The organism is Salinarimonas sp. (genome assembly GCF_040111675.1).
GTDB lineage: Bacteria > Pseudomonadota > Alphaproteobacteria > Rhizobiales > Beijerinckiaceae > Salinarimonas.
In genome coordinates, this window is sequence record NZ_CP157794.1 from 1,527,055 (window position 1) to 1,547,604 (window position 20,550).

Sequence of the window (20,550 nt, forward strand, 5' to 3'; positions counted from 1 at the left end):
GGACGGGTTCCCGCGAAAGCGCACGGCCGCGCCCGCGGGTCAAGCCGCGCGCGCCCTTCATTTCGCCTCCGCACCCGCCTTGTAGGCGAGCCGGATGGGCTCAGGCAGGCGGTACTTCTCGGTCGTGCGCATGACGAGGGCGACGGACGTGTCGAGATCGGCGCGGTGGCCGGGGGAGATGAACATCGGGTTCATGCGCGTGCGGGTGCGCACGGCCATGCCGATGGTCTCGCCCTCGTCCACGAGGGGGGCCATGGCGCCCTTGTCTTCCGGCAGGAGGTCGAAGCGCCCGCACAGCCGCGTCTTGCCGCAGCCGACGGTGGGCCTGTCGAGGAAGAGGCCGAGATGGCAGGCGGTGCCGAAGCGCTGGGGATGGGCGATGCCGGCGCCGTCGAACAGGACGACGTCGGGCTCGTGCTCGAGCTTGGCGAAGGCGTCGACCAATGCCGGCCCCTCGCGGAAGCTCGTCATCGCCGGCACGTTCGGCAGCCGGACCCGCGCCACCCCGCGCACGGTCTCCAGCGGCTTCAGCTCGGGATAGGTGGCGACCACCACCACGGCATGGGCGTCGTCGTCCTTGATGACGACGTCGGTCCCGGCGACGAGCCGGATCGCGTCGAGCGCCAGCGGGGTCGAGACATCGACCTCGCGACGCAGCCGCTCCTGGAGGCGGGTCGCCTCCGCGACGTCGAGATCCCACTCGTGACGGCGTTCGATCCTCATGGACGCCGAAACGCGGGGCGGGGGCGTAAGGTTGCGGGGGGTGGATGCGCTTCAGACGCCGACGGCGTAGCGCGGGGCGCGGGCGTCGAGCGCTTTCAGCACGTCCCAGATGTCGCGGACGTCGTCGATCACGAAGTCCGGCCGTACCTCACCGGCGTGCGCCCGCAGCGCCTTGTCGCGGGCGATGTCGGTGTCGGTCCAGTGCGAGACGCTGACCAGGTCCGCGTAGAGGTCGCTGTCGACGACGGCGCCGTAGCGCGCCCAGACCGCCGGAACGTCTGCTTCTCGCGCCATCAGCACGTCCTTGAAGACACTGTCTCCCACATAAGCGGAGCGGCTCGGATCGATGCCCCAGCGCAGGAGGACGCCCCGAAGGGCCGCTGCATCCGGCTTTCGGAACGCCTCGGGAAGCAACCTATACTTGTCCGACTTCAAGCGTCGCAGAAAGGCCGAACGCGAGCTTCGGACGAGCTCGGTGCTCGGAGAGGGCGGACGGCAGAAGACGACGTCGAATGCGTCCTCCACTCCGAGACGGCTCAAGCGATCGAAGACGCCGTACTGCCGGCTTTCGGAGAACGCCGCGACGAGAATCCCCTGACCCGCGAGCCGATCGAGCAGCTCGCGTACGCCGGGGTAGAGACGCAGCTTCTCGCGACGTACGCGGTTGAAGGCGTGGAAGGCGGGATCGAGCGCCTCCATGGCGACCCGCGCGGGGCGTCCCGCGAGCCAATCCCGTACGGCGGCTGTCTCGAGGAGCGCAAACGGGTGCTCCGAGTTCTCGTGCCTGCGGTGGACGAGGCGGAGGTCGTCGCGCAACGCATTCGGGTCGACGGCGAGGATCTCGGACGCCGTCTCCACGAGGGCGTTGATGGCGGGGACGAAGAAGCCCACCCAATCGTAGAGGGTGTTGTCGAGGTCAAGGATCAGGGCGCGACGTCGGTGAGACATTCTCATCCCCCTCAGTGGACGCCTCGCCCACGGGAGCGCGCGCGACGTCGGCATTCCACGTCGCGACGGTCAGCACGACACCAACGGCTGTCAAGAAGATAATCGCATATCGGTAGAATCGCTGCAGCTTCTTCGCGGCGTTCCGGCGCTTGTTCCCGGAGAGCTTTCCATCGGCGTAATCCGCGTCGTCGTAGCGACTGTAATGAGAGATGCCGGTGGTCAAGCCGAATTCCGGCCCGATCAGCTTCCTGAGGTGTCCCTCCTGCTCGAACCGTTCATTGAAGCGAACGGCTCCCCTCAGCATCTTGTGATAGACCCCCAAATCGAGCCGCATGACCGCGAAGAGCGCGAACGCGGACAGGAGAACGATCACGCCGCTGATGTGAAAGGCGCCGGAAAGGCCGAACAGCCGTGCCGAAAGCAGGCTCTCCTCGAAGCGCGTGAACAGAAACGCCGCCAAGCCGAGCGCCGCCACGACGAGGGTCAGCCCCATCTGGCGGCTCTTCACGGCCATCTCGTTGAAGTGCTGCTGCGTCTCGACCGCGCGCTCCCAGACGCGCAGCTTCATCTCGAGCAGCCGGTCCTCGTGCTCGAGCCGCGCCTTCAGTCTCTCGGGGTCCTCCGGCGCGGGCGTCGTCTGGCTCATCGGCAACTCAAGGAGCGAAGCGGAAGTGCATCACATCCCCATCGTGCACCACGTACTCTTTTCCTTCAAGCCGCATCTTGCCCGCCTCGCGGGCCCCCGCCTCGCCTTTCAACGAAACATAGTCGTCGTAGGCGATGGTCTCGGCGCGGATGAAGCCCTTCTCGAAGTCGGTGTGGATGACGCCGGCGGCCTGGGGGGCGCGAGTGCCGTCGACGATGGTCCAGGCGCGGGCCTCCTTGGGGCCCACCGTGAAATAGGTGAGCAGGCCCAGCAGCCTGTAGCCGGCGCGGATGACGCGGTTGAGGCCGGGCTCGGAGAGGCCCACCGCCTCGAGATACTCGGCCTGCTCGGCCTCGGGCAGGATGGCGATCTCGCTCTCGATCTTGGCGGAGACGACCACCGCCTGCGCGCCCTCGGCCTTCGCCCGCTCGAAGACACGCGCGGAGAACGCGTTGCCCTGGTCGGCGGAGCCTTCCTCGACGTTGCAGACGTAGAGCACCGGCTTGGCCGTCATCAGGCCGAGCATGCGGAAGGCCTTCTCCTCCTCGGCGGAGACCTCGACCAGGCGGGCGGGCTGGCCCTCGCGCAGCAGGACGAGGGCGCGGTTGCAGAGGTCGAGGCTCTCCTTCGCCTCCTTGTCGCCGCCCTTGGCCTTCTTCTCGAGGCCGAGGACGCGCCGCTCCAGGCTGTCGAGATCGGCGAGCATCAGCTCGGTCTCGATGGTCTCGATGTCGGCGATCGGGTCGATCTTGCCCTCGACGTGGGTGACGTCCTCGTCCTCGAAGCAGCGCACCACGTGGGCGACCGCGTCGACCTCGCGGATGTTGGCGAGGAACTGGTTGCCGAGCCCCTCCCCGCGGGAGGCGCCGCGCACGAGGCCGGCGATGTCGACGAAGGTGAGGCGGGTGGGGATCACCTGCGCCGACTTGCCGATCGCGGCGAGGGTGTCGAGCCGCTCGTCCGGCACCGCGACGTCGCCCACGTTCGGCTCGATCGTGCAGAACGGATAGTTCGCCGCCTGCGCCGCGGCCGTCTGCGTCAGCGCGTTGAAGAGCGTGGACTTGCCGACGTTCGGCAGCCCGACGATGCCCATGCGAAAGCCCATGTCCGTCCTGCGTATCTCGTGTTCAGATCTCGTGAGGCGCGACCTCGAAGGGGCTGATCACCGTCACGCCCTCGAAGCGGGTTTCGTGTACCATGTCTTCGCTTCGGGGGAAGCGGCAAATCTCTCAGCAGGCGCGCGGCTCACTTCGGGTCGTCGTCGTAGATCTGGTCCCGCGTCGGCGCCCGGCCGTTCTCGTCGAGAAGGTCCATAGGCGGCCCGGCGAGGAAGCGCTGCAGAACGGTGCGCTGCGACATCCGCTGCGGCTCCCCCGGTCTGTCGCGTCCCTCGTCGGCTCGCGCAATCGCGTTGTTCTCCGCAGATTCTGCTTCTTCGGACCGTTCCGATCTCTCGTCTTCCATAGGCCTTCTCCTGCGGCGGGATCGTTCCTCCGAACGCAAGGCCCTCCCGCGATCTTCAAACGTCTCGCAATATCGTATCGATGCTCGTCGTGAACGGGTCGACCACGCGGAGGCCTTCGATCTGCAGACCATCGTGAAGATCTTCGGTCAGCAAGAGCTCGCAACCGTGGTCGAGAGCCGATGCGACGAGAACCGCATCCCACCATGACAGCATGCGACCCCGGCGGAGGTCGAGCGCTCGCATGACGGTCTTCGCCGTCAGCTCCACCTTGCAGAACGAGGTGAGGAAGTGAACCTTGGTCTCGAGTTCGTCCCTTCCGTTGTCGAAGCGTCTAAGCGACACCGACACGAACTCGTTCAGGACTTGCGGACTGATCACCACGAGGCCGCGGGCGACCAGACGCTCAACCCAAGCCGTCGCCGCGCTCCGCTTCAGAGGCTCGGTCGGATCCCGCATGTAGATCAGCACGTTCGTATCGACGAAGACGCTCTTCATAGATTTCCTCGCGCTTCGGCAGCGGCCCGCCCTTCGACCGCCATTCGGGTCCGGCGAGAAAGCCGGCCAACGCCTCTTTCTGCGTCAGCTGACGACCGATCCGCTGCTCCACCGTCTCCGAGACGAACCGCGACAGGCTCTTGCCCTGCTTCGCCGCCTCGACGCGCGCCCGTGCGAGGACCTCCTCGTCGAGGCTGATCGTCACGTTCTTCATGGCCGCGCTCCGCTCACGAAAACACGAGATCCGTGTTCTCGTGATGTCGTGCAAGCGCCCTGCCGTGTCAACCGCGCTTCTCCCCCGGGCGCTTCACCTCGCCCCAGCCGCGGCCCTCCATGGCCAGATGCACCTTGTTCTGGAACGAGGCGTCGTCGCCCTTGGCGAGGAGCTCGGCGGCGTCCGCCACCGCCCGGCACAGGTCCTCCACCCAGGGCTGCTCGGACCTGGCGAAGTCGTTGAGGACGTAGCCGTGGACCAGCGCCTTGTCGCCGGGATGGCCGATGCCGAGGCGCACGCGGCGATAGTCGTTGCCGCATTGCGCCGTGATCGAGCGCAGGCCGTTGTGGCCGGCGTTGCCGCCGCCCTTCTTCATGCGCAGCTTGGCCGGCGCGAGGTCGAGCTCGTCGTGGAAGACGCAGACGTCGTCGAGCGGGATCTTGTAGAAGCGCATCGCCTCGGAGACCGCGCGGCCGCTCTCGTTCATGTAGGTCTGCGGCTTGACGAGCAGCACCCGCTCGCGCCCGACGAGCGCCTCCGACGCCTCGCCCTGGAAGCGGCGGCGCCAGGGGGCCGCGCCGTGGATGCGGGCGATCTCGTCGATCGCCATGAAGCCGATGTTGTGACGGTTTCCGGCGTAGCGGGCGCCGGGATTGCCCAGCCCGACGAAGAGGCGCACGGGACCCTCCCCCGAAACGGCGAAACGCTCCGGCCCTTCGGCCGGAGCGCGCGCACGAAACAGTCTTGCGAGAAGGGCGCGGATCAGCCCTCCTCCTCCCCGCCGCCGGACTCGGCCTTCTCGGCGGCCTCCTGCTGCAGCTGCTCGCGCACGCCCGCGGGAACGGCGATCGTGGCGATGGTGAAGTCGCGATCGGTGATCGTCGGCGTCACGCCCTTGGGCAGGGCGACGGCGGAGATGTGCAGGCTGTCGCCGATGTCGAGCTTGGAGACGTCGATCTCGATGGCGTCCGGGATCTTGTCGGCGGGGACGTTCAGCTCGATCGTGTGCCGCACGACGTTGAGCGTGCCGCCGCGCTTGATGCCGACCGACTTCTCCTCGTTGACGAAGTGCACCGGCACCTCGACCGCGATCGTCTGGCCCTTGCCGACGCGGAAGAAGTCCACGTGGATCGGCATGTCCTTCACCGGGTCGAGCTGATACTCGCGCGGGATGACGTGCTCGCTCTGGCCGTCGACCTGGATGTCGAAAGCGGTGGTCTTGAAGCCGCCGGCGTAGATCAGCTTCTTGATCTCGTTGAAGTCGACGGCGATGGCGCGGGGCGGCTTGCCGGCGCCGTAGATCACGGCGGGAACGCGGCCCTGACGACGTGCTTCGCGGGCGGCCCCCTTGCCGGCCCGATCGCGCGCCACGGCCTGGAGAATCTTGGTCTCGGACATGGTCGTGTTTTCCTCAGCGTCTGTCTGGAAACGCCGAAGGCCGCCCGTGATGCGACGTCGCGTGGGCGGCCCGGCGCGCGCCCGTGCCTCCAAGGGTGTCTAGCGGGCGCGAGCGGGCTTATAGGCGGGTTTGCGGGGGAGGGCAAGCTGCGCCTTTTTCCTTGTCTGCAAGAGGACGTGCAACCATGGTGCCGCAAGTGCGGTTTCCCGATCAACGCGTTGCTTCCATGGCGTACATCCCTCCGCCCAACCAACTTCGTGGATTCCCGAGGGCGCACAAGGTTCGTCCCAAGACGGTCATGGACGACGGACGGAAGCGGAGACGCTGGCGAGACGACGACCGGATCTACGAATGGGACTATCAGCATGGCCGCGTCGAGGTGTACGATCATCGCGGACGGCACCAGGGCGAGGCAGATCCTGATACCGGGAAACTCATTACTCCGCCCGATCCGACCCGGAGAATAGAGCCATGAAGATGCGCATCATGCATGAGCTCGTCGGCTACGATCCGAAAACGGACCAGGAGAGCTTCTCTTTCCGTGTCCCGGAGGGCCGCGACGAGGACGTGAAGCGTCTCGTCGCGATCCCCGCGGACGATCCGGACGCCGTCTTCTCCTACGAGCTCGAGCCCGCCAAGGCCAACGACATCGCAGGCCTGATCGGGGCAGGCCCGCTCGACCCGGCGCTCGCTTATTACCTCGAGCCCTGTTCCGAGCCGCTCCATACGGCGGAGCCCCCGCCGAGCAGCCCTCTGCAGAGCAGCGAGCGGCCCCGAACGTGAAGACGGACGCGCCGCCGCCATCTCCCCGCAGGGGAGGTGGGCCGCGCCAGCGGCCCGGAGGGGTGGGACGCGAGAGGTGAAACTTTTCGGTTGCTTTCCGCGTCGAGCAGGCTACATTGCGCCGAGAACAAAAAGGGATCACGAGGAGCGAGGCATGACCGTACGAGCGAGGGGGCGGCCGACGACGTCCGTCGCGCCAACGCGGGTGCGCGCGCTGCGTCTCTACCCGACGCCGATGGAGAAGCGGCTCTGGGGTGGGTTGCGCAAGCTGCGGCCGGCGGGATACCACTTTCGCAGGCAGGTCCCGATCGGCCCCTTCGTCGTGGACTTCGCCTGCCTGAAGGCGCGTCTCGTCGTCGAGGTCGACGGTGCGCATCACGGCGAGCCGGGGCACGAGGGGCGCGACCGCAGCCGCGACCGGATGCTGCGGGCGGAGGGCTTCCGCGTCGCGCGCTTCTGGAATCGTCAGATCGCGCTCGAGCTGCCTTACGTGATGGACGAGATCCACGCGCGCCTCACGGACCCGGAACGATACTGGTCGTGACGCCGCCATCTCAGCGAAGGGAAGGTGGGCCGCCCCAGCGGCCCGGGGGGCGGCGCGGCATGCCCGGCCCTCCCCACCCGTCGGCTCTGCGAGCCTCCTCCCTCCCCTGCGGGGAGGGATCGCCGCCGAGCACGGCGCACGAACCGTTCACTCCAACCGAACACATCGTTCGCCACAATCTATTTCCCAGAACGTCCGCCTCCGGCTACACGCTCACCGACACCGACACCACACGGGGGCCACACCCATGTCCGCACCGTTCGATCCCGCCGACACCCTGTTCACCGCCGGCCCGGGCGCGACGCCCGTGACGGTCGCCTTCGGGGACGGCATCGGGCCCGAGATCATGGCGGCGAGCCTGCGCGTGCTGAAGGCGGCGGGAGCGGAGATCGCCTGCGAGCCGATCACGATCGGCGAGGCGGTCTATCGCTCGGGCGAGACCTCGGGCATCCCGGCGGCGGCGTGGGAGACGATCCGGCGCAACGAGGTGCTCTTCAAGGCCCCGATCACGACGCCCCAGGGCGGCGGCTACAAGAGCCTGAACGTCACCATGCGCAAGGCGCTCGGCCTCTTCGCCAACGTGCGCCCCTGCTCGGCCTACGCGCCCTTCGTGCCGACGCTGCACCCGACGATGGACGTCGTCATCGTGCGCGAGAACGAGGAGGACCTCTATGCCGGCATCGAGCACCGGCAGACGGACGACGTCGTCCAGTGCCTCAAGCTGATCACGCGCCCGGGCTGCGAGCGCATCGTGCGCTACGCCTTCGAGTACGCCCGCGCCAACGGCCGGCGGAAGGTCACGGCCTTCACCAAGGACAACATCATGAAGCTCACCGACGGCCTGTTCCGTCGGGTCTTCGAGGAGATCGCGCCGGACTATCCCGAGATCGAGACCGACCACTGGATCATCGACATCGGGGCGGCCAAGCTCGCGGCGCAGCCGGACCTGTTCGACGTGATCGTGACGCCGAACCTCTACGGCGACATCGTCTCCGACATCGCCGCCGAGGTGACGGGCTCGGTCGGCCTCGCGCCGTCGGCCAATATCGGCCCGCACGGGGCGATGTTCGAGGCGATCCACGGCTCGGCGCCCACCATCGCCGGCCAGGACGTCGCGAACCCCTCGGGCCTGCTGCTGGCGGGCGTGATGATGCTCGTCCATCTCGGCCAGGCGGAGGTCGCGACGCGGATCCACAACGCCTGGAAGCGCACGCTCGAGGACGGGATCGTCACCGCCGACCTCGCCCGCGGCCGCGAGGTCGCGCCGGTGGGCACGCAGGCCTTCGCCGACGCGGTGATCGCGCGGCTCGGCGAGGCGCCGCGCACGCTCGCCCCGGTCGCCTACCAGGCCGGCGCGCCGCTCGGCGTGCCGCAGGCCGCTCCGCGGAAGAAGCAGGCGAAGGCTCTGGTGGGCGTCGACGTCTTCGTCCACGACGACACGACCGACCCGGACACGCTCGCCGCGCGGCTGCAGGGGGCGGCGGTGGCGCCCTTCGCGCTGACGTTGCTCACCAATCGCGGCGTCAAGGTCTGGCCGCAGGGCCTGCCGGAGACGAGCCTCGTCGACCATTGGCGCGCCCGCTTCAAGGCGCCCGAGGGCGCGACGCCGGCCAATGCCGACGTCGCCGCCCTCCTCGCCGCGCTCGCGGCGGCGGGGGTCGATTTCGTGAAGACCGAGCAGCTCTACACGTTCGACGGGGTGGCGGGGTACTCGCTCGGCCAGGGGGAGTAATCGCCGGCGCGACCTGCCACGAACGGCATCGTGGCGGTCTCGGGCGGGCGCATCGACCCGTGTCCTTCCCTGTAGGGGAAGGTGGATCGCCGCGCAGCGGCGAGACGGATGGGGCGCGGCGCGTGCGCGACGCGTTCCGCGAAGCGGAAGCTCTCCGTCGGCCGGCGGTCTCACCCGTCGAATTCGGCTTCGCCGAACGCGCCTGCCGGCGCGCCCCATCCGTCACCGCGCTTTCGCGCGGCGACACCTTCCCCTACAAGGAAGGAGGAGCTTCGGCGCGCCCGCCGAGCTGGAGAAGAGAAGCGCTCCTGTTGTCCGGCGGCCCGCGACCGGCCGCCGACCGCGCGGTGAACGTTCTCTCGAAGCGAACGATGTCTCCAGAACAATGAATTATCCAGATCGAGAATAGGCATGTAGTCAGAGGGCCCGCGCCCCTTTCGCGAGCTTCCGCCCCATGATTCTCGACTTCCTCGCCACCTTCGTCGCCCAGCTGCAGAAGCCGACCCTCGCCTTCCTGATCGGCGGCATGGTGCTCGCCGCGCTCGGCAGCCGTTTCGAGATCCCGGACGCCATCTACCGGTTCGTCGTGGCGCTCCTGCTGCTTCGCATCGGGCTCGGCGCCGGCATCGAGATCCGCGAGGCGGAGATCGCCGCCTTGGTCGTGCCGGCGCTGATCGCGGCCGTGCTCGGCGTCGTCATCGTGCTGATCGGGCGGTTCACGCTCGGCCGGATGCGCGGCGTGCGCGTCGAGGACGGGGTGGCCACGGCGGGCCTGTTCGGGGCGGTGTCGGCCTCGACGCTCGCCGCCGGCATGGTGCTGCTCGACGGCGAGGGCGTCGCCTTCGAGGGCTGGGTGCCGGCGCTCTACCCGTTTATGGACATTCCCGCGCTCGTCACCGCCATCGTGCTCGCGCAGATGCACCGGCGCCGCAAGGAGGGGGACGGCGAGCGGGTCGCGCTCTGGCCGATCGTCGTCGACAGCCTGCGGGGCGCGGCGCTCTCGGCGCTGCTGCTCGGCCTCGCGCTCGGCCTCCTCGCACGGCCGGAATCGGTCTACGAGAGCTTCTACGACCCGCTCTTCCGCGGGCTCCTGTCGATCCTGATGCTGGTGATGGGCATGGAAGCCTACAGCCGTCTCGCCGAATTGCGGCGCGTGGCCCACGTCTACGCGGTCTACGCGGTGGCCGCGCCGCTCCTGCACGGGCTCCTCGGCTTCGGGCTGGGCGCCGTCGCCCACGTCCTCACCGGCTTCTCGCCGGGCGGCGTCGCGCTGCTCGCGGTGATGGCCGCGTCGAGCTCGGACATCTCGGGCCCGCCGACCTTGCGCGCGGCGATCCCCACCGCCAACCCCTCCGCCTATGTCGGCTCCTCCACCGGCATCGGCACGCCCGTCGCGCTCCTCTCCATCCCGCTCTGGCTCGCGCTCGCGCAGACCGTCTTCCCCGCCTGAGAGGCTCCCATGACGACACCGGCCACCAAGATCTCCATCGTCGCCGAGCGCTTCCTGCTGCCGCAGATCGAGCGCATCCTGGAAGCCGAGAAGGTGAGCGGCTACTCGATCTTTCCCGGCGGCGGCAAGGGCTCGCACGGGCTCCATCCCGCCGACGGCGCCTCGCTCGTGCGGGAATTCTCCATCGTCAAGCTCGAGGCCGTGATGCTCGACCGCACGGCGGCGGAGCGGATCGCCGAGGCGCTGGCGCGGGAGAGCTTCCAGCGCCATACGGGCATCGTCTGGCTCGAGAGCGTCGAGGTGGTGCGGGCGGAGAAGTTCTGAGCGCGAACGACGTCGTCCCGGGCCGCGAAGCGGACCCGGAACCCATCACCGCGACCTCGGCTTCGAGCGCGCATGGCGCGCTCGTCGCGCGACCTCCCTGCGCGTCGATGCAGCGCAACGCAGCCTGAAGGCTGCGAATCCGGCGTCGGCGCGTATAGGTCCCGGATCGGCTTCGCCGTCCGGGATGACGGAGAAACGCCGACCAGCGGGGCCCCGCTCAGAGCGAGCGCGTCAGACCGCCGTCGAGCCGCAGGTTCTGGCCGGTCATGTAGGCGGCGAGCCGGCGCGAAGCGTCCGCGCCCATGCCGGACCCGCCGGCGGTGACGAGGGCGACCTTGTGATCCGGCAGGTGCCCTCTCCCGCTATCGGCGATCAATCGAACAGGCTCGACACCGAGCTCTCGCTCGCGGTGCGGGCGATGGCCTCGCCCATCAGGGGGGCGATGGAGACGACGCGGATGTTGCGGGCGACCTTCACGGCCTCGGTGGGCTGGATCGAGTCCGTGATGACGAGCTCCTTGAGCTTGGAATTGGCGATGCGCGAGACCGCGCCGCCGGAGAGGACGCCGTGGGAGATGTAGGCGGAGACCTCGGTGGCGCCCTCGGCGAGGAGCGCCTCGGCGGCGTTGCACAGCGTGCCGCCGGAATCGACGATGTCGTCGATGAGGATGCACGAGCGCCCGCGCACCTCGCCGATGATGTTCATCACCTCGGACTCGCCGGGGCGGTCGCGGCGCTTGTCGACGATGGCGAGCGTGGTCTCGAGGCGCTTCGACAGGGCGCGGGCGCGCACCACGCCGCCGACGTCCGGCGAGACCACCATGCGCTCGCCCGTCGGCAGGCGCTCCTTGATGTCGCGGGTCATCACCGGGGCGGCGAAGAGGTTGTCGGTGGGAATGTCGAAGAAGCCCTGGATCTGCCCGGCGTGGAGATCGAGGGTCAGCACGCGGTCGGCGCCGGCCTCGGTGATCAGGTTCGCCACGAGCTTCGCCGAGATCGGCGTGCGGCCGGCCGTGCGGCGGTCCTGGCGGGCGTAGCCGAAATAGGGGATCACCGCCGTGATGCGCTTGGCCGAGGAGCGCCGGCAGGCGTCGATGAGGATCAGGAGCTCCATCAGGTGGTCGTTCGCCGGGAACGAGGTCGACTGCACGATGAAGACGTCCTCGCCGCGGACGTTCTCCTGCAGCTCGACGAAAATCTCCATGTCGGCGAAGCGCTTGACGGTGCAGCGCACCAGCGAGACATCGAGATAGGCGGCGATCGCCTCCGCGAGCGGACGGTTGGAATTGCCGGCGACGAGCTTCATCGGGAACGGGGCCTCGAGCTGGATGGCGCGGCGTCGGGCGCCCGCGCGCGGATGTCGCGAGGGGTCTTATCAGGGTAGCCGGCGCATGGGCAAGCGCATGGACGAGGCGCATGGACAGCCGAATGGGCGCGCGGCGGCGGACCCGTTCCGACGAGGGGGCGTCAGAAGCGGGGAGCGCTGGGCTCCTCGTCGTCCGACGTGTCGCCCTCGTGGGCGGGCCGCGGAATCACCTCGATGTCGAACTCGGCCAGCGCGTCCTCGATACGGTCGCGGCTCGCCGACAGCGGCACCCTCGCGTTCCCTGTCTCAGCCAGAGATCCGAGGACCGCGTGAGCCGTCGCCAACGGAGCGCCGAGGTCCCGCAGGCGACGGACGAGATCCACGGGTCTTTCGATGCCGGAAGCCGCCCGCAAATCAACGGCGACGCGGGAAGCAGAAGGGCGGCGGGCGCGAGCCGGGCCGTGCACCCGTCGTCCGAACGCCGCCGAAAACGCAGACCTGCTGGACATTCGTAGCCTCCAGAACGGCACGACCGATCGCGTTCAGCCCCCTGCGGCCGAGAGCGCCGCGGCCCAGCCCCTGGACGTGCGCGTCTTCCACTCGGAGCGTATCACCGGCTCTGACGAAGCGCGCGACGACGTGCAACGTTCCAACCGGCGTTCGGACGATCGCGATGGCGACGTTTCCGTCGACATCCTCCAGGTCGATCTGTATGCCCGGGTCACTCATAGTTTGCGCGCATCTCGGCCCGTGCGCAAGGCCGCAGAAGCGCTTTGGTCGTCAAGCTCGAAAAAAGCAACCGGCTTTTGGCAGCCGGGTCCAGGGGCCTCTCTTCATCCAGCGCTGCGCGGGAGACAGCCGACGCACCCCCGGCGCCTCATTCCTGGCTCGTCAGCGTCAGGTACATCAGCCCGAGATAGACGAGCGGGATCAGTATCAGCACGCCGAGCGCCACCGGCGTGTCGGCGGCGCAGCCGGTGGCGATCATGCGCCATCCGACGAAGACGACCGCCGCGACGACGATGGCGACGCCGACGAACCACGGCAGGAGCCTGTTGCGGGACCGGTTCATGCATGAGCCTCCGGAGCCCCCGAAACCCCTTCCCGAGCGCATCCTACGGGCCTCGCCACGCGTCCGATTGACGGATCGCAATCCGCCGCGACGGCGCGCGCCCTTCCCCCCCGCCCGCCGGTCGCATACATCTCGCCCACGATGAGCGACGAGACCGATTCCACGCCCGCGACCGACATCGCCCCGCTTCCGGAGGCCGCCGATTCCGAGGGGACGCGCGCGGCCTTCGACTTCGAGGCGCCGGCGGAGCTCGCGGCCGGCATGTCGGTGATCCGGCGCTTCTGGGAGACGCTGCCCAACGCGCCCGGCGTCTACCGCATGATCGACGCCTCGGGCGAGGTGCTCTACGTCGGCAAGGCCAAGAACCTGAAGTCGCGCGTGGGCTCCTACGCGCGCGGCTACGCGCATTCGAACCGCATCGCCCGCATGATCGTCGACACGGCGGCGATGGAGTTCGTCACGACGCAGACCGAGACCGAGGCGCTGCTGCTCGAGACGAACCTGATCAAGCAGCTCAAGCCGCGCTACAATGTATTGCTGCGGGACGACAAGTCCCTGCCCTACATCCTCCTCACCGAGGACGCCGAGCGCGCGCCGCAGCTCGTGAAGCATCGCGGCGCGAGGAACCGCAAGGGCGCCTATTTCGGCCCGTTCGCCAGCGTCTGGGCGGTGAACCGCACCATGACGGCGCTCCAGCGCGCCTTCCTGCTGCGCACCTGCACGGACAGCTATTACGACAACCGAAGCCGACCCTGCCTGCTCCACCAGATCAAGCGCTGCGCGGGCCCCTGCACGGGCGAGATCTCGAAAGAGGACTACGCCGCCCTCGCGGGCGAGGCGAAGGACTTCCTCGCCGGGCGCTCCACCGCGGTGAAGGAGCGCCTCGCCGCCGACATGCAGGAGGCGGCGGAGGCGCTCGAGTTCGAGCGCGCCGCACGCTACCGCGACCGCATCGCGGCGCTCTCGGCCATCCAGGGATCGCAGGGGATCAACACCCGGTCGGTGGAGGAGGCGGACGTCGTCGCCATCGACGAGCAGGCGGGCGCCTATTGCGTGGAGGTGTTCTTCTTCCGCAACTGGCAGAACTGGGGCAACCGGGCCTATTTCCCGAAGGCCGAGAAGGGGCTCGCGACGCAGGAGGTGCTCGCCTCCTTCGTCTCGCTGTTCTACGCCGACAAGCCGCCGCCGCGGCTCGTGCTGCTCTCGCACGACATCGAGGAGCGCGAGCTCGTCCAGAAGGCGCTCACCCTCAAGGCCGGGCACAAGGTGGAGGTGCACGCGCCCAAGCGCGGCGAGCGACGCGCCGTGGTCGAGGGGGCGCTGCGCAACGCCAAGGAGGCGCTCGGCCGGCGCCTCGCCGAGCGCTCCTCGCAGGCGAAGCTGCTCGGCGCGCTGGCCCAGGCCTTCGGCCTGGAGGAGGCGCCGCGGCGGGTGGAGGTCTACGACAACTCCCACATCATGGGCACGAACGCGGTGGGCGCCATGATCGTCGCCGGCGTCTCCGGCTTCATGAAGCAGCACTACCGCACCTTCAACATCAAGTCGCAGGACCTCAGCCCCGGGGACGATTTCGGGATGATGAAGGAGGTGCTCGGCCGCCGCTTCGCGCGCCTCGTCAAGGAGCATCCGGACCGGCTCCTCCGCGCCCGCGAGGCGGTCGCGGACGAGCCGGAGGAGGCGCGTGAGATCGAGGACGCGCTCGTCGCCGAGGGGCCCGAGCTCGAGAGCGAGGACGAGGCTCTGGAGGAGGAGCTCGAGGCGGCCGCGTCCGCCGACGAGGAATTCCCCGCCTGGCCGGACCTCGTGCTGATCGACGGCGGCGCTGGGCAGGTCGCGGCGGCGCGCAAGGCGCTCGCCGAGATCGGCGTGACCGACGTCGCGCTGGTCGGCGTCGCCAAGGGCCGCGACCGCGACGCGGGGCGCGAGACCTTCTTCTGCGCGGGCAAGAGCCCGTTCAAGCTGCCGCCCCGCGACCCCGCGCTCTATTTCATCCAGCGCCTGCGCGACGAGGCCCACCGCTTCGCCATCGGCACCCACCGCGCCAAGCGCAAGCGCGCGCTCACCAAGAACCCGCTCGACGAGATCGCCGGCATCGGCCCCGCCCGCAAGCGCGCGCTGCTCCACCATTTCGGGACCGTGAAGGCGATCCAGCGCGCCGCGCTGGACGACCTGATGAAGACGCCGGGCGTCAACGCGGCCACCGCGAAGGCGGTGTACGACCACTTCCACGAGGGGGGCTAGCCGGGCCTCCTCACCCCACCTTCCCGTATCCCGCGAACTTCTCCCCCACCCGCGCCATCTCGGCGTCGTCGAGCACCACCGGCTCCAGCCCCGCCGCCAGCAGCGCCAAGTATTGCCCGGCGAGGTTCTCCACCTCCGCGGCGATGGCGTAGGCGCCGTCGAGGGTCGCGCCGAGCGCGATGACGCCGTGGTTGGCGAGCAGCACCGCCTTGCGCCCCTCGAGGCCGGCGACGGCGTTCCGCGCGAGATCGTCCGTCCCGAACGTGGCGTAGTCCGCGCAGCGGATGTCCTTGCCGCCGCAATAGGCCACCATGTAGTGGAAGGCGGGGATGCCGCGGCGCGCGCAGGCCAGCGCCGTCGCCTTGGGCGAATGCGTGTGCACGATCGCCTTCGCGTCCGGGCGCGCCTCGTAGATCGCGGCGTGGAACGGCCATTCCGAGGAGGGCCGCAGCTTGCCCGCCCGCACCACGCCGTCGAAGCCGATCTCGACGAGGTCGGCCGGCGTCGTCGCCTTGTAGGGCAGGCCGGACGGCGTGATGATCATGCCCGCGTCCGTCCGCGCCGAGACGTTGCCCGACTTCGACGGGCAGAAGCCCGCCTCGTCCATCGCCTGCGCCACCCGCACGATGTGGGCGCGCACGCTCTCCTGGTCCTGCTTCGTCATTCCGCCGCCGTCTTCGCATAGTCGGGATAGAGCCCGGCCAGCCCCTCGCGGGAGGCCGCGCAAACGCCGCGCTCGGTGATCAGCCCGGTGACGAGCCGCGCCGGCGTCACGTCGAAGGCCGGGTTCCCCGCCTCGCTCCCGGGCGCGACCACCCGCACGGTGTGGATCGCGCCCGACTCGTCCTCACCCGTCAGGTGCGTCACCTCGCGGGCCGAGCGCTCCTCGATCGGGATCTCGGCCACGCCGTCGCCGAGCGTCCAGTCGATCGTGGTCACCGGCAACGTCACGTAGAAAGGCACGCCGTTGTCCTTGGCGGCGAGCGCCTTGAGATAGGTGCCGATCTTGTTGGCGACGTCGCCCGCCGCCGTGGTGCGGTCGGAGCCGACGAAGCAGATGTCCACCCGCCCGTGCTGCATCAGGTGCCCGCCGGCATTGTCGACGATCACCGTGTGCGGCACGCCGTGGGCGCCGAGCTCGTAGGCGGTCAGTGCCGCTCCCTGGTTGCGCGGACGGGTCTCGTCCACCCAGACATGGACCGGCACGCCGGCATCGTGCGCCTGGTAGATCGGCGCCATGGCCGTGCCCCAGTCCACCGTCGCGAGCCAGCCGGCATTGCAGTGCGTGAGCACGTTCACCGGCTTCTTCGTGCGCGCGTGGATCTCGGCCAGCAGCCGCGCGCCGTGCGTACCGATGGCGTGGTTCTGCTCCACGTCCTCGTCGCAGATCGCCTCCGCTTCGGTCCAGGCGGCCCGGATGCGCTGGTTGGGCGCGAGCGCGGCGAGCCGCCGCTCCACCCGCGCCAGCGCCCAGTGCAGGTTCACCGCCGTCGGGCGCGTCGCGCCGAGAACGCGCACGGCTTCCGCGAGCGCCGCGTCGGAGGCGTCGCGCATCATCGCCAGCGCCACGCCGTAGGCCGCCGTGGCCCCGATCAGCGGCGCCCCGCGCACCTTCATGTCGCGGATCGCCACGGCCGCGTCGTCCAGCGTCGCCAGCCGCTCGAGCGCGAAGTCGAAGGGCAGCTTCGTCTGGTCGATGATCGAGACGCCCTCGCCGTCCTCGGCGGGGAAGATGGTGCGGTAGTGCCGTCCGTGAATCTTCATGCTGCGCCTCCGCCGGCTCGCGCACGGCTTACGATCGCCGCCGGGCAATCGCCGCCTGTATCCGTCCGTGCATTGGGGCGGAGCGGGGCCGGCGCGTCAAGGCGTGCGTTCGATCGGAACGCCCGGCATACCAAGTCCTCCGTGTTGACGTCGGAGAAATCGTTACGCATGCTGTGTCAACTTGACGCGACAGCTGCGAGCCGGAGTCTCGCGCAGGAGGATGCGCCGATGGAACGGGGCAAGCGCACGGCCCGAGCGGACAGCGTCCGGCGCGAGACGACGATCCACGTGCGGGCGCCGGCGCGCACCCGCGACCTGATCGACAAGGCCGCGAGCGCGCTCGGCAAGACGCGCTCGGAATTCATCCTGGAGAGCGCGCGCTCGCGCGCCGTCGACGTGCTGCTCGACGAGCGGCTGTTCGCGCTCGACGAGACGCGGCATGCCGCCTTCCTCGAGGCGCTCGATTCGCCGCCGTCCGCGAGCGCGCGGCTCAAGGCGCTGATGGGCCGGCGTCCGGCCTGGGAGAGCTGAGGTGCACCGCTCCGTCACCGTGGCCGGCGCGACGACCGGCCTCTCGCGACCCGGCCGGCTCACCCATGAATGCGACGCCTCCGCCTTCGCCTGCGGCGACGCCGTGATCGACGCCTGGATCCGCCGCCGTGCCCTGCGGCGCGACGCGCGCGGGGCGCGCACGTTCGCCGTCTGCGAGGACGGTCGGATCGCCGGCTTCTTCTGCCTCGCCGCCGGCTTGGTCGCGGCGCCGGAGGAGCCGCCGCGCCCGCGGCTGCCCTACGCCACGCCCGCCCGCGACCCGATTCCCGTCGCGATCCTGCGCCGGCTCGCCGTCGACGCGCCCTGGCAGGGCAGGGGGCTCGGCGCCGACCTGCTGATGGACGCCCTCCAGCGCATCGTCGCCACCGGCGCCGAGCTCGGCGTCCGCGCCGTCCTCGCCCGCGCCGTGGAGGACCGCGCCCGCGCCTTCTACGCCGCCTTCGGCTTCGCCGCCTTCTCCGACGACGCCGAGACCATGCTGCTCCCGGTGGAGACGGCGGAGGGCGCGCTCAGGGCAGGGTAGGGCGGGGCGCCCTCCCCGCGGGGGAGAAAGTCGGACGAAGGCCGGCGGGTGGAGAGGGCGCGGTCCTGCGCACCGCCGCCCCCCCTTCCGTTCGCGACCGCGCGCGCTAAAGTCCCGGGCGTCGTCACCCGCCCGAGTCACCCCGCATGGCCCGCACCTCGTATGCCGATCTCGCCCCCTCGGCTCTCACCGCACGTCAGGCCAAGGCCGAGCACAGGCGGCTCGCGGAGGAGATCGCCGGGCACGACGTGCGCTATCACCAGGAGGACGCGCCCACCGTCTCCGACGCCGAGTACGACGCCCTGCGCCGCCGGCTCGGCGAGATCGAGCAGCGTTTTCCGGAGCTGATCGCCCAGGGCGAGCTCGGCGTCTCCGAGCGGGTCGGCGCGAAGCCGGCGGAGAAGTTCGCCAAGGTGCGCCACCGCGTGCCGATGCTCTCCCTCGACAACGCCTTCGACGACGAGGAGGTGGCGGATTTCGTCGCCCGGGTGAAGCGCTTCCTCGCCCTCGCCGAGACGCCCGTCTTCACCGCCGAGCCGAAGATCGACGGCCTTTCGCTCTCGCTGCGCTACGAGGACGGGCGGCTCGTCACCGCCGCCACCCGCGGCGACGGGACGGAGGGCGAAGACGTCACCGCCAACGCCCGCACGGTCGACGACATCCCCGCCGAGATTCCCGAGCCGGGCGCCGTCGAGGTGCGCGGGGAGGTCTATCTCTCCCACGCCGATTTCGCCGCCATCAACGAACGCCAGGTCGCCGCCGGCAAGCCGCTCTTCGCCAATCCGCGCAACGCCGCCGCCGGCTCGCTGCGCCAGCTCGACGCGCGCATCACCGCCGAGCGGCCGCTGAAGTTCTTCGCCTACGCCTGGGGCGCCATGAGCCCGCCGGCGCCCACGCAATTCGAGGCGGTGAAGCGCTTCGAGTCCTGGGGTTTCCGGACCAATCCCCTGATGGCGCGCTGCGCCACCCTCGATGAGATGCTCGCCCATTACCGCCGCATCCAGCAGGACCGCGCCGATCTCGGCTACGACATCGACGGCGTCGTCTACAAGGTCGACGACCTCGGCCTGCAGGAGCGGCTGGGCTTCGTCTCCCGGGCCCCGCGCTGGGCGCTCGCCCACAAGTTCCCGCCGCAGGAGGCCTTCACGGTGGTGGAGGCGATCGAGATCAATGTCGGCCGCACCGGCTCGCTCAACCCCATCGCGAAGCTGCGGCCCGTGACGGTCGGCGGCGTCGTGGTCTCGAACGCGACGCTCCACAACGAGGACTACATCAAGGGCATCGGCGGCGGCGGCGAGACCATCCGCGAGGGCCGGGACATCCGCGTCGGCGACACCGTGATCGTCTACCGCGCCGGCGACGTCATCCCCAAGGTGATGGACGTCGTCATCGACAAGCGCCCGCCCGACGCCGCGCCCTACATCTTCCCCACCACCTGCCCCGCCTGCGGCAGCCACGCCGTGCGCGAGCTCAACCCGCGCACCGGCCGGGAGGACGCGGCGCGCCGCTGCACCGGCGGGCTGATCTGCCCGGCCCAGGCCGTGGAGCGGCTCAAGCACTTCGTTTCGCGCACCGCCATGGACATCGAGGGATTGGGCGCAGAGCGGGTCGAGGACTTCTACCGCGACGGGCTCGTCACCCGCCCACAGGACATTTTCACGTTGGAGCGCCGCAACGCCCAGAGCCTCACTCGGCTCGAGAGCCGCGAGGGCTGGGGCCCGCAATCCGCCCGCAACCTCTTCGCCGCCATCGATGCGCGCCGCACGGTCGACCTCGCCCGCTTCGTCTTCGCGCTCGGCATCCCCCATGTCGGCGAGACCGGGGGCAAGCTGCTCGCCCGCCATTTCGGCACGTTCGAGACCCTGCGCGAGACCGCCAAGCGCGCCGCCGGCGGCGACGAGGGCGCCTACCGGGAATTCATCGACATCGACGGCATCGGCGCCGTCGTCACCGACGCGCTGGTGGAGTTCTTCCGCGAGGGCCACAACGAGGAGATGCTCGACGAGCTCCTCGCCGAGGTGACGCCCCAGCCGCTCGCGGAGAGCATCGACACCGACAGCCCCGTCGCCGGCAAGACCGTGGTCTTCACCGGCACCCTCGAGCAGATGACCCGCGACGAGGCCAAGGCCATGGCCGAGCGCCTCGGCGCCAAGGTCGCCGGCTCCGTCTCCGCCAAGACCGACCTCGTCGTCGCCGGGCCGGGCGCGGGGTCGAAGCTGAAGAAGGCGCAGGACCTGGGCGTGCAGGTGACGGACGAGGACGGCTGGTTCGCGCTGGTCGGGCGGTAGAGCGCTCCTCGTGTCATCCCCGGCCGGAGCGCGCTTGCGCGCGGAGGGGAAGGGGACCCAGCAGATCTGTCGCGCCGCAGGC

The 20,550-nt window shown here is 69.9% G+C and carries 24 protein-coding genes; 10 read left to right on the top strand and 14 right to left on the bottom strand.

Going from position 1 to position 20,550, the window contains the following annotated elements; translation table 11 throughout:
* Window positions 1-57: 57 nt before the first annotated feature.
* The 8 genes from ABL310_RS07120 to ABL310_RS07155 form a co-directional block, all read right to left on the bottom strand.
* On the bottom strand, window positions 58-723 hold the full coding sequence (locus ABL310_RS07120) for an endonuclease V (protein ID WP_349370992.1): 666 nt from the start codon (window positions 721-723) through the stop codon (window positions 58-60).
* A gap of 51 nt (window positions 724-774) precedes the next feature.
* Window positions 775-1,671: an HAD family hydrolase gene (locus tag ABL310_RS07125; RefSeq protein ID WP_349370993.1), complete on the bottom strand. Its 897-nt coding sequence runs from the start codon at window positions 1,669-1,671 to the stop codon at window positions 775-777.
* Window positions 1,640-2,317, bottom strand: coding sequence for a hypothetical protein (locus tag ABL310_RS07130; protein ID WP_349370994.1), 678 nt, complete (start codon window positions 2,315-2,317; stop codon window positions 1,640-1,642). Before ABL310_RS07130 ends, ABL310_RS07125 begins: the two co-directional genes overlap by 32 nt.
* A 7-nt stretch (window positions 2,318-2,324) precedes the next feature.
* Complete coding sequence (ychF, locus tag ABL310_RS07135; protein ID WP_349370995.1) at window positions 2,325-3,422, bottom strand: redox-regulated ATPase YchF; 1,098 nt, start codon at window positions 3,420-3,422, stop codon at window positions 2,325-2,327.
* A gap of 414 nt (window positions 3,423-3,836) precedes the next feature.
* Window positions 3,837-4,277, bottom strand: a complete 441-nt coding sequence (locus ABL310_RS07140) for a PIN domain-containing protein (protein WP_349370996.1) — start codon at window positions 4,275-4,277, stop codon at window positions 3,837-3,839.
* Window positions 4,186-4,491: a hypothetical protein gene (locus tag ABL310_RS07145; RefSeq protein ID WP_349370997.1), complete on the bottom strand. Its 306-nt coding sequence runs from the start codon at window positions 4,489-4,491 to the stop codon at window positions 4,186-4,188. Before ABL310_RS07145 ends, ABL310_RS07140 begins: the two co-directional genes overlap by 92 nt.
* Before the next feature lie 67 nt (window positions 4,492-4,558).
* Window positions 4,559-5,170: an aminoacyl-tRNA hydrolase gene (pth, locus tag ABL310_RS07150; protein WP_349370998.1), complete on the bottom strand. Its 612-nt coding sequence runs from the start codon at window positions 5,168-5,170 to the stop codon at window positions 4,559-4,561.
* An 83-nt stretch (window positions 5,171-5,253) separates the two neighbouring features.
* Window positions 5,254-5,889, bottom strand: a complete 636-nt coding sequence (locus tag ABL310_RS07155) for a 50S ribosomal protein L25/general stress protein Ctc (protein ID WP_349370999.1) — start codon at window positions 5,887-5,889, stop codon at window positions 5,254-5,256.
* A 227-nt stretch (window positions 5,890-6,116) separates the two neighbouring features.
* Here ABL310_RS07155 and ABL310_RS24905 point away from each other — a divergent pair, with 227 nt between their 5' ends.
* The 6 genes from ABL310_RS24905 to ABL310_RS07180 all read left to right on the top strand — a co-directional run bounded on the left by ABL310_RS24905 (window position 6,117) and on the right by ABL310_RS07180 (window position 10,723).
* Window positions 6,117-6,365 (top strand): colicin E3/pyocin S6 family cytotoxin, encoded by a 249-nt coding sequence (locus ABL310_RS24905; RefSeq protein WP_374730400.1) that lies wholly within the window; start codon window positions 6,117-6,119, stop codon window positions 6,363-6,365.
* Complete coding sequence (locus tag ABL310_RS07160; RefSeq protein WP_349371000.1) at window positions 6,362-6,673, top strand: hypothetical protein; 312 nt, start codon at window positions 6,362-6,364, stop codon at window positions 6,671-6,673. Before ABL310_RS24905 ends, ABL310_RS07160 begins: the two co-directional genes overlap by 4 nt.
* Before the next feature lie 154 nt (window positions 6,674-6,827).
* Window positions 6,828-7,217, top strand: a complete 390-nt coding sequence (locus tag ABL310_RS07165) for an endonuclease domain-containing protein (protein ID WP_349371001.1) — start codon at window positions 6,828-6,830, stop codon at window positions 7,215-7,217.
* 247 nt (window positions 7,218-7,464) lie between these two features.
* Entirely contained in the window at window positions 7,465-8,949 is a 1,485-nt protein-coding gene (locus tag ABL310_RS07170) for an NADP-dependent isocitrate dehydrogenase (RefSeq protein ID WP_349371002.1), read from the top strand.
* Window positions 8,950-9,403: 454 nt separating this feature from the next.
* Window positions 9,404-10,399, top strand: coding sequence for a sodium-dependent bicarbonate transport family permease (locus ABL310_RS07175; protein WP_349371003.1), 996 nt, complete (start codon window positions 9,404-9,406; stop codon window positions 10,397-10,399).
* A gap of 9 nt (window positions 10,400-10,408) precedes the next feature.
* The gene (locus ABL310_RS07180) at window positions 10,409-10,723 is read left to right on the top strand and encodes a P-II family nitrogen regulator (protein WP_349371004.1); all 315 of its coding nucleotides are present in this window, start codon (window positions 10,409-10,411) and stop codon (window positions 10,721-10,723) included.
* Window positions 10,724-10,940: 217 nt separating this feature from the next.
* Here the strand turns inward: ABL310_RS07180 and ABL310_RS07185 are convergent, their stop codons facing one another.
* The 4 genes from ABL310_RS07185 to ABL310_RS07200 all read right to left on the bottom strand — a co-directional run bounded on the left by ABL310_RS07185 (window position 10,941) and on the right by ABL310_RS07200 (window position 13,100).
* The gene (locus ABL310_RS07185) at window positions 10,941-11,099 is read right to left on the bottom strand and encodes a hypothetical protein (RefSeq protein ID WP_349371005.1); all 159 of its coding nucleotides are present in this window, start codon (window positions 11,097-11,099) and stop codon (window positions 10,941-10,943) included.
* Window positions 11,096-12,028, bottom strand: a complete 933-nt coding sequence (locus ABL310_RS07190; RefSeq protein ID WP_349371006.1) for a ribose-phosphate pyrophosphokinase — start codon at window positions 12,026-12,028, stop codon at window positions 11,096-11,098. Before ABL310_RS07190 ends, ABL310_RS07185 begins: the two co-directional genes overlap by 4 nt.
* Window positions 12,029-12,189: 161 nt before the next feature.
* Window positions 12,190-12,318, bottom strand: a complete 129-nt coding sequence (locus ABL310_RS07195; protein WP_349371007.1) for a hypothetical protein — start codon at window positions 12,316-12,318, stop codon at window positions 12,190-12,192.
* Window positions 12,319-12,905: 587 nt separating this feature from the next.
* Window positions 12,906-13,100 carry a hypothetical protein gene (locus tag ABL310_RS07200; RefSeq protein WP_349371008.1) on the bottom strand — a complete coding sequence of 65 codons (195 nt, stop codon included), beginning with the start codon at window positions 13,098-13,100 and terminating at the stop codon, window positions 12,906-12,908.
* A 141-nt stretch (window positions 13,101-13,241) separates the two neighbouring features.
* On the opposite strand from ABL310_RS07200, the gene uvrC reads away from it, so the two are divergent.
* Window positions 13,242-15,341 carry an excinuclease ABC subunit UvrC gene (gene uvrC, locus ABL310_RS07205; RefSeq protein ID WP_374730376.1) on the top strand — a complete coding sequence of 700 codons (2,100 nt, stop codon included), beginning with the start codon at window positions 13,242-13,244 and terminating at the stop codon, window positions 15,339-15,341.
* Between the two features lie 10 nt (window positions 15,342-15,351).
* Here uvrC and ABL310_RS07210 read toward each other — a convergent pair whose 3' ends face one another.
* Window positions 15,352-16,005, bottom strand: coding sequence for a class II aldolase/adducin family protein (locus tag ABL310_RS07210; protein ID WP_349371009.1), 654 nt, complete (start codon window positions 16,003-16,005; stop codon window positions 15,352-15,354).
* Window positions 16,002-17,105, bottom strand: coding sequence for an S-methyl-5-thioribose-1-phosphate isomerase (gene mtnA, locus ABL310_RS07215; RefSeq protein ID WP_349371010.1), 1,104 nt, complete (start codon window positions 17,103-17,105; stop codon window positions 16,002-16,004). Before mtnA ends, ABL310_RS07210 begins: the two co-directional genes overlap by 4 nt.
* Window positions 17,106-17,333: 228 nt before the next feature.
* Between mtnA and ABL310_RS07220 the strand changes: the two genes are divergently transcribed.
* The 3 genes from ABL310_RS07220 (at window position 17,334) to ligA (ending at window position 20,468) form a co-directional block, all read left to right on the top strand.
* Window positions 17,334-17,636, top strand: a complete 303-nt coding sequence (locus ABL310_RS07220) for a DUF1778 domain-containing protein (RefSeq protein WP_349371011.1) — start codon at window positions 17,334-17,336, stop codon at window positions 17,634-17,636.
* 1 nt (window position 17,637) lies between these two features.
* A complete protein-coding gene (locus ABL310_RS07225; protein ID WP_349371012.1) occupies window positions 17,638-18,180 on the top strand; it encodes a GNAT family N-acetyltransferase in 543 nt (180 codons plus the stop codon).
* A gap of 146 nt (window positions 18,181-18,326) precedes the next feature.
* On the top strand, window positions 18,327-20,468 hold the full coding sequence (ligA, locus tag ABL310_RS07230; protein ID WP_349371013.1) for an NAD-dependent DNA ligase LigA: 2,142 nt from the start codon (window positions 18,327-18,329) through the stop codon (window positions 20,466-20,468).
* Window positions 20,469-20,550: the final 82 nt, after the last annotated feature.

Bases quoted from the DNA above. Each gene is read 5' to 3' on its own strand.
- ABL310_RS24905 (WP_374730400.1), top strand. From the start codon at position 6,117: ATGGCGTACATCCCTCCGCCCAACCAACTTCGTGGATTCCCGAGGGCG.
- ABL310_RS07120 (WP_349370992.1), bottom strand. From the start codon at position 723: ATGAGGATCGAACGCCGTCACGAGTGGGATCTCGACGTCGCGGAGGCG.
- ABL310_RS07180 (WP_349371004.1), top strand. From the start codon at position 10,409: ATGACGACACCGGCCACCAAGATCTCCATCGTCGCCGAGCGCTTCCTG.
- uvrC (WP_374730376.1), top strand. From the start codon at position 13,242: ATGAGCGACGAGACCGATTCCACGCCCGCGACCGACATCGCCCCGCTT.
- ABL310_RS07130 (WP_349370994.1), bottom strand. From the start codon at position 2,317: ATGAGCCAGACGACGCCCGCGCCGGAGGACCCCGAGAGACTGAAGGCG.
- ABL310_RS07175 (WP_349371003.1), top strand. From the start codon at position 9,404: ATGATTCTCGACTTCCTCGCCACCTTCGTCGCCCAGCTGCAGAAGCCG.
- ychF (WP_349370995.1), bottom strand. From the start codon at position 3,422: ATGGGCTTTCGCATGGGCATCGTCGGGCTGCCGAACGTCGGCAAGTCC.
- ABL310_RS07170 (WP_349371002.1), top strand. From the start codon at position 7,465: ATGTCCGCACCGTTCGATCCCGCCGACACCCTGTTCACCGCCGGCCCG.
- ABL310_RS07220 (WP_349371011.1), top strand. From the start codon at position 17,334: ATGGAACGGGGCAAGCGCACGGCCCGAGCGGACAGCGTCCGGCGCGAG.
- ABL310_RS07145 (WP_349370997.1), bottom strand. From the start codon at position 4,491: ATGAAGAACGTGACGATCAGCCTCGACGAGGAGGTCCTCGCACGGGCG.
- ABL310_RS07210 (WP_349371009.1), bottom strand. From the start codon at position 16,005: ATGACGAAGCAGGACCAGGAGAGCGTGCGCGCCCACATCGTGCGGGTG.
- ligA (WP_349371013.1), top strand. From the start codon at position 18,327: ATGGCCCGCACCTCGTATGCCGATCTCGCCCCCTCGGCTCTCACCGCA.
- ABL310_RS07190 (WP_349371006.1), bottom strand. From the start codon at position 12,028: ATGAAGCTCGTCGCCGGCAATTCCAACCGTCCGCTCGCGGAGGCGATC.
- ABL310_RS07165 (WP_349371001.1), top strand. From the start codon at position 6,828: ATGACCGTACGAGCGAGGGGGCGGCCGACGACGTCCGTCGCGCCAACG.
- ABL310_RS07140 (WP_349370996.1), bottom strand. From the start codon at position 4,277: ATGAAGAGCGTCTTCGTCGATACGAACGTGCTGATCTACATGCGGGAT.
- ABL310_RS07155 (WP_349370999.1), bottom strand. From the start codon at position 5,889: ATGTCCGAGACCAAGATTCTCCAGGCCGTGGCGCGCGATCGGGCCGGC.
- ABL310_RS07200 (WP_349371008.1), bottom strand. From the start codon at position 13,100: ATGAACCGGTCCCGCAACAGGCTCCTGCCGTGGTTCGTCGGCGTCGCC.
- ABL310_RS07160 (WP_349371000.1), top strand. From the start codon at position 6,362: ATGAAGATGCGCATCATGCATGAGCTCGTCGGCTACGATCCGAAAACG.
- ABL310_RS07125 (WP_349370993.1), bottom strand. From the start codon at position 1,671: ATGTCTCACCGACGTCGCGCCCTGATCCTTGACCTCGACAACACCCTC.
- mtnA (WP_349371010.1), bottom strand. From the start codon at position 17,105: ATGAAGATTCACGGACGGCACTACCGCACCATCTTCCCCGCCGAGGAC.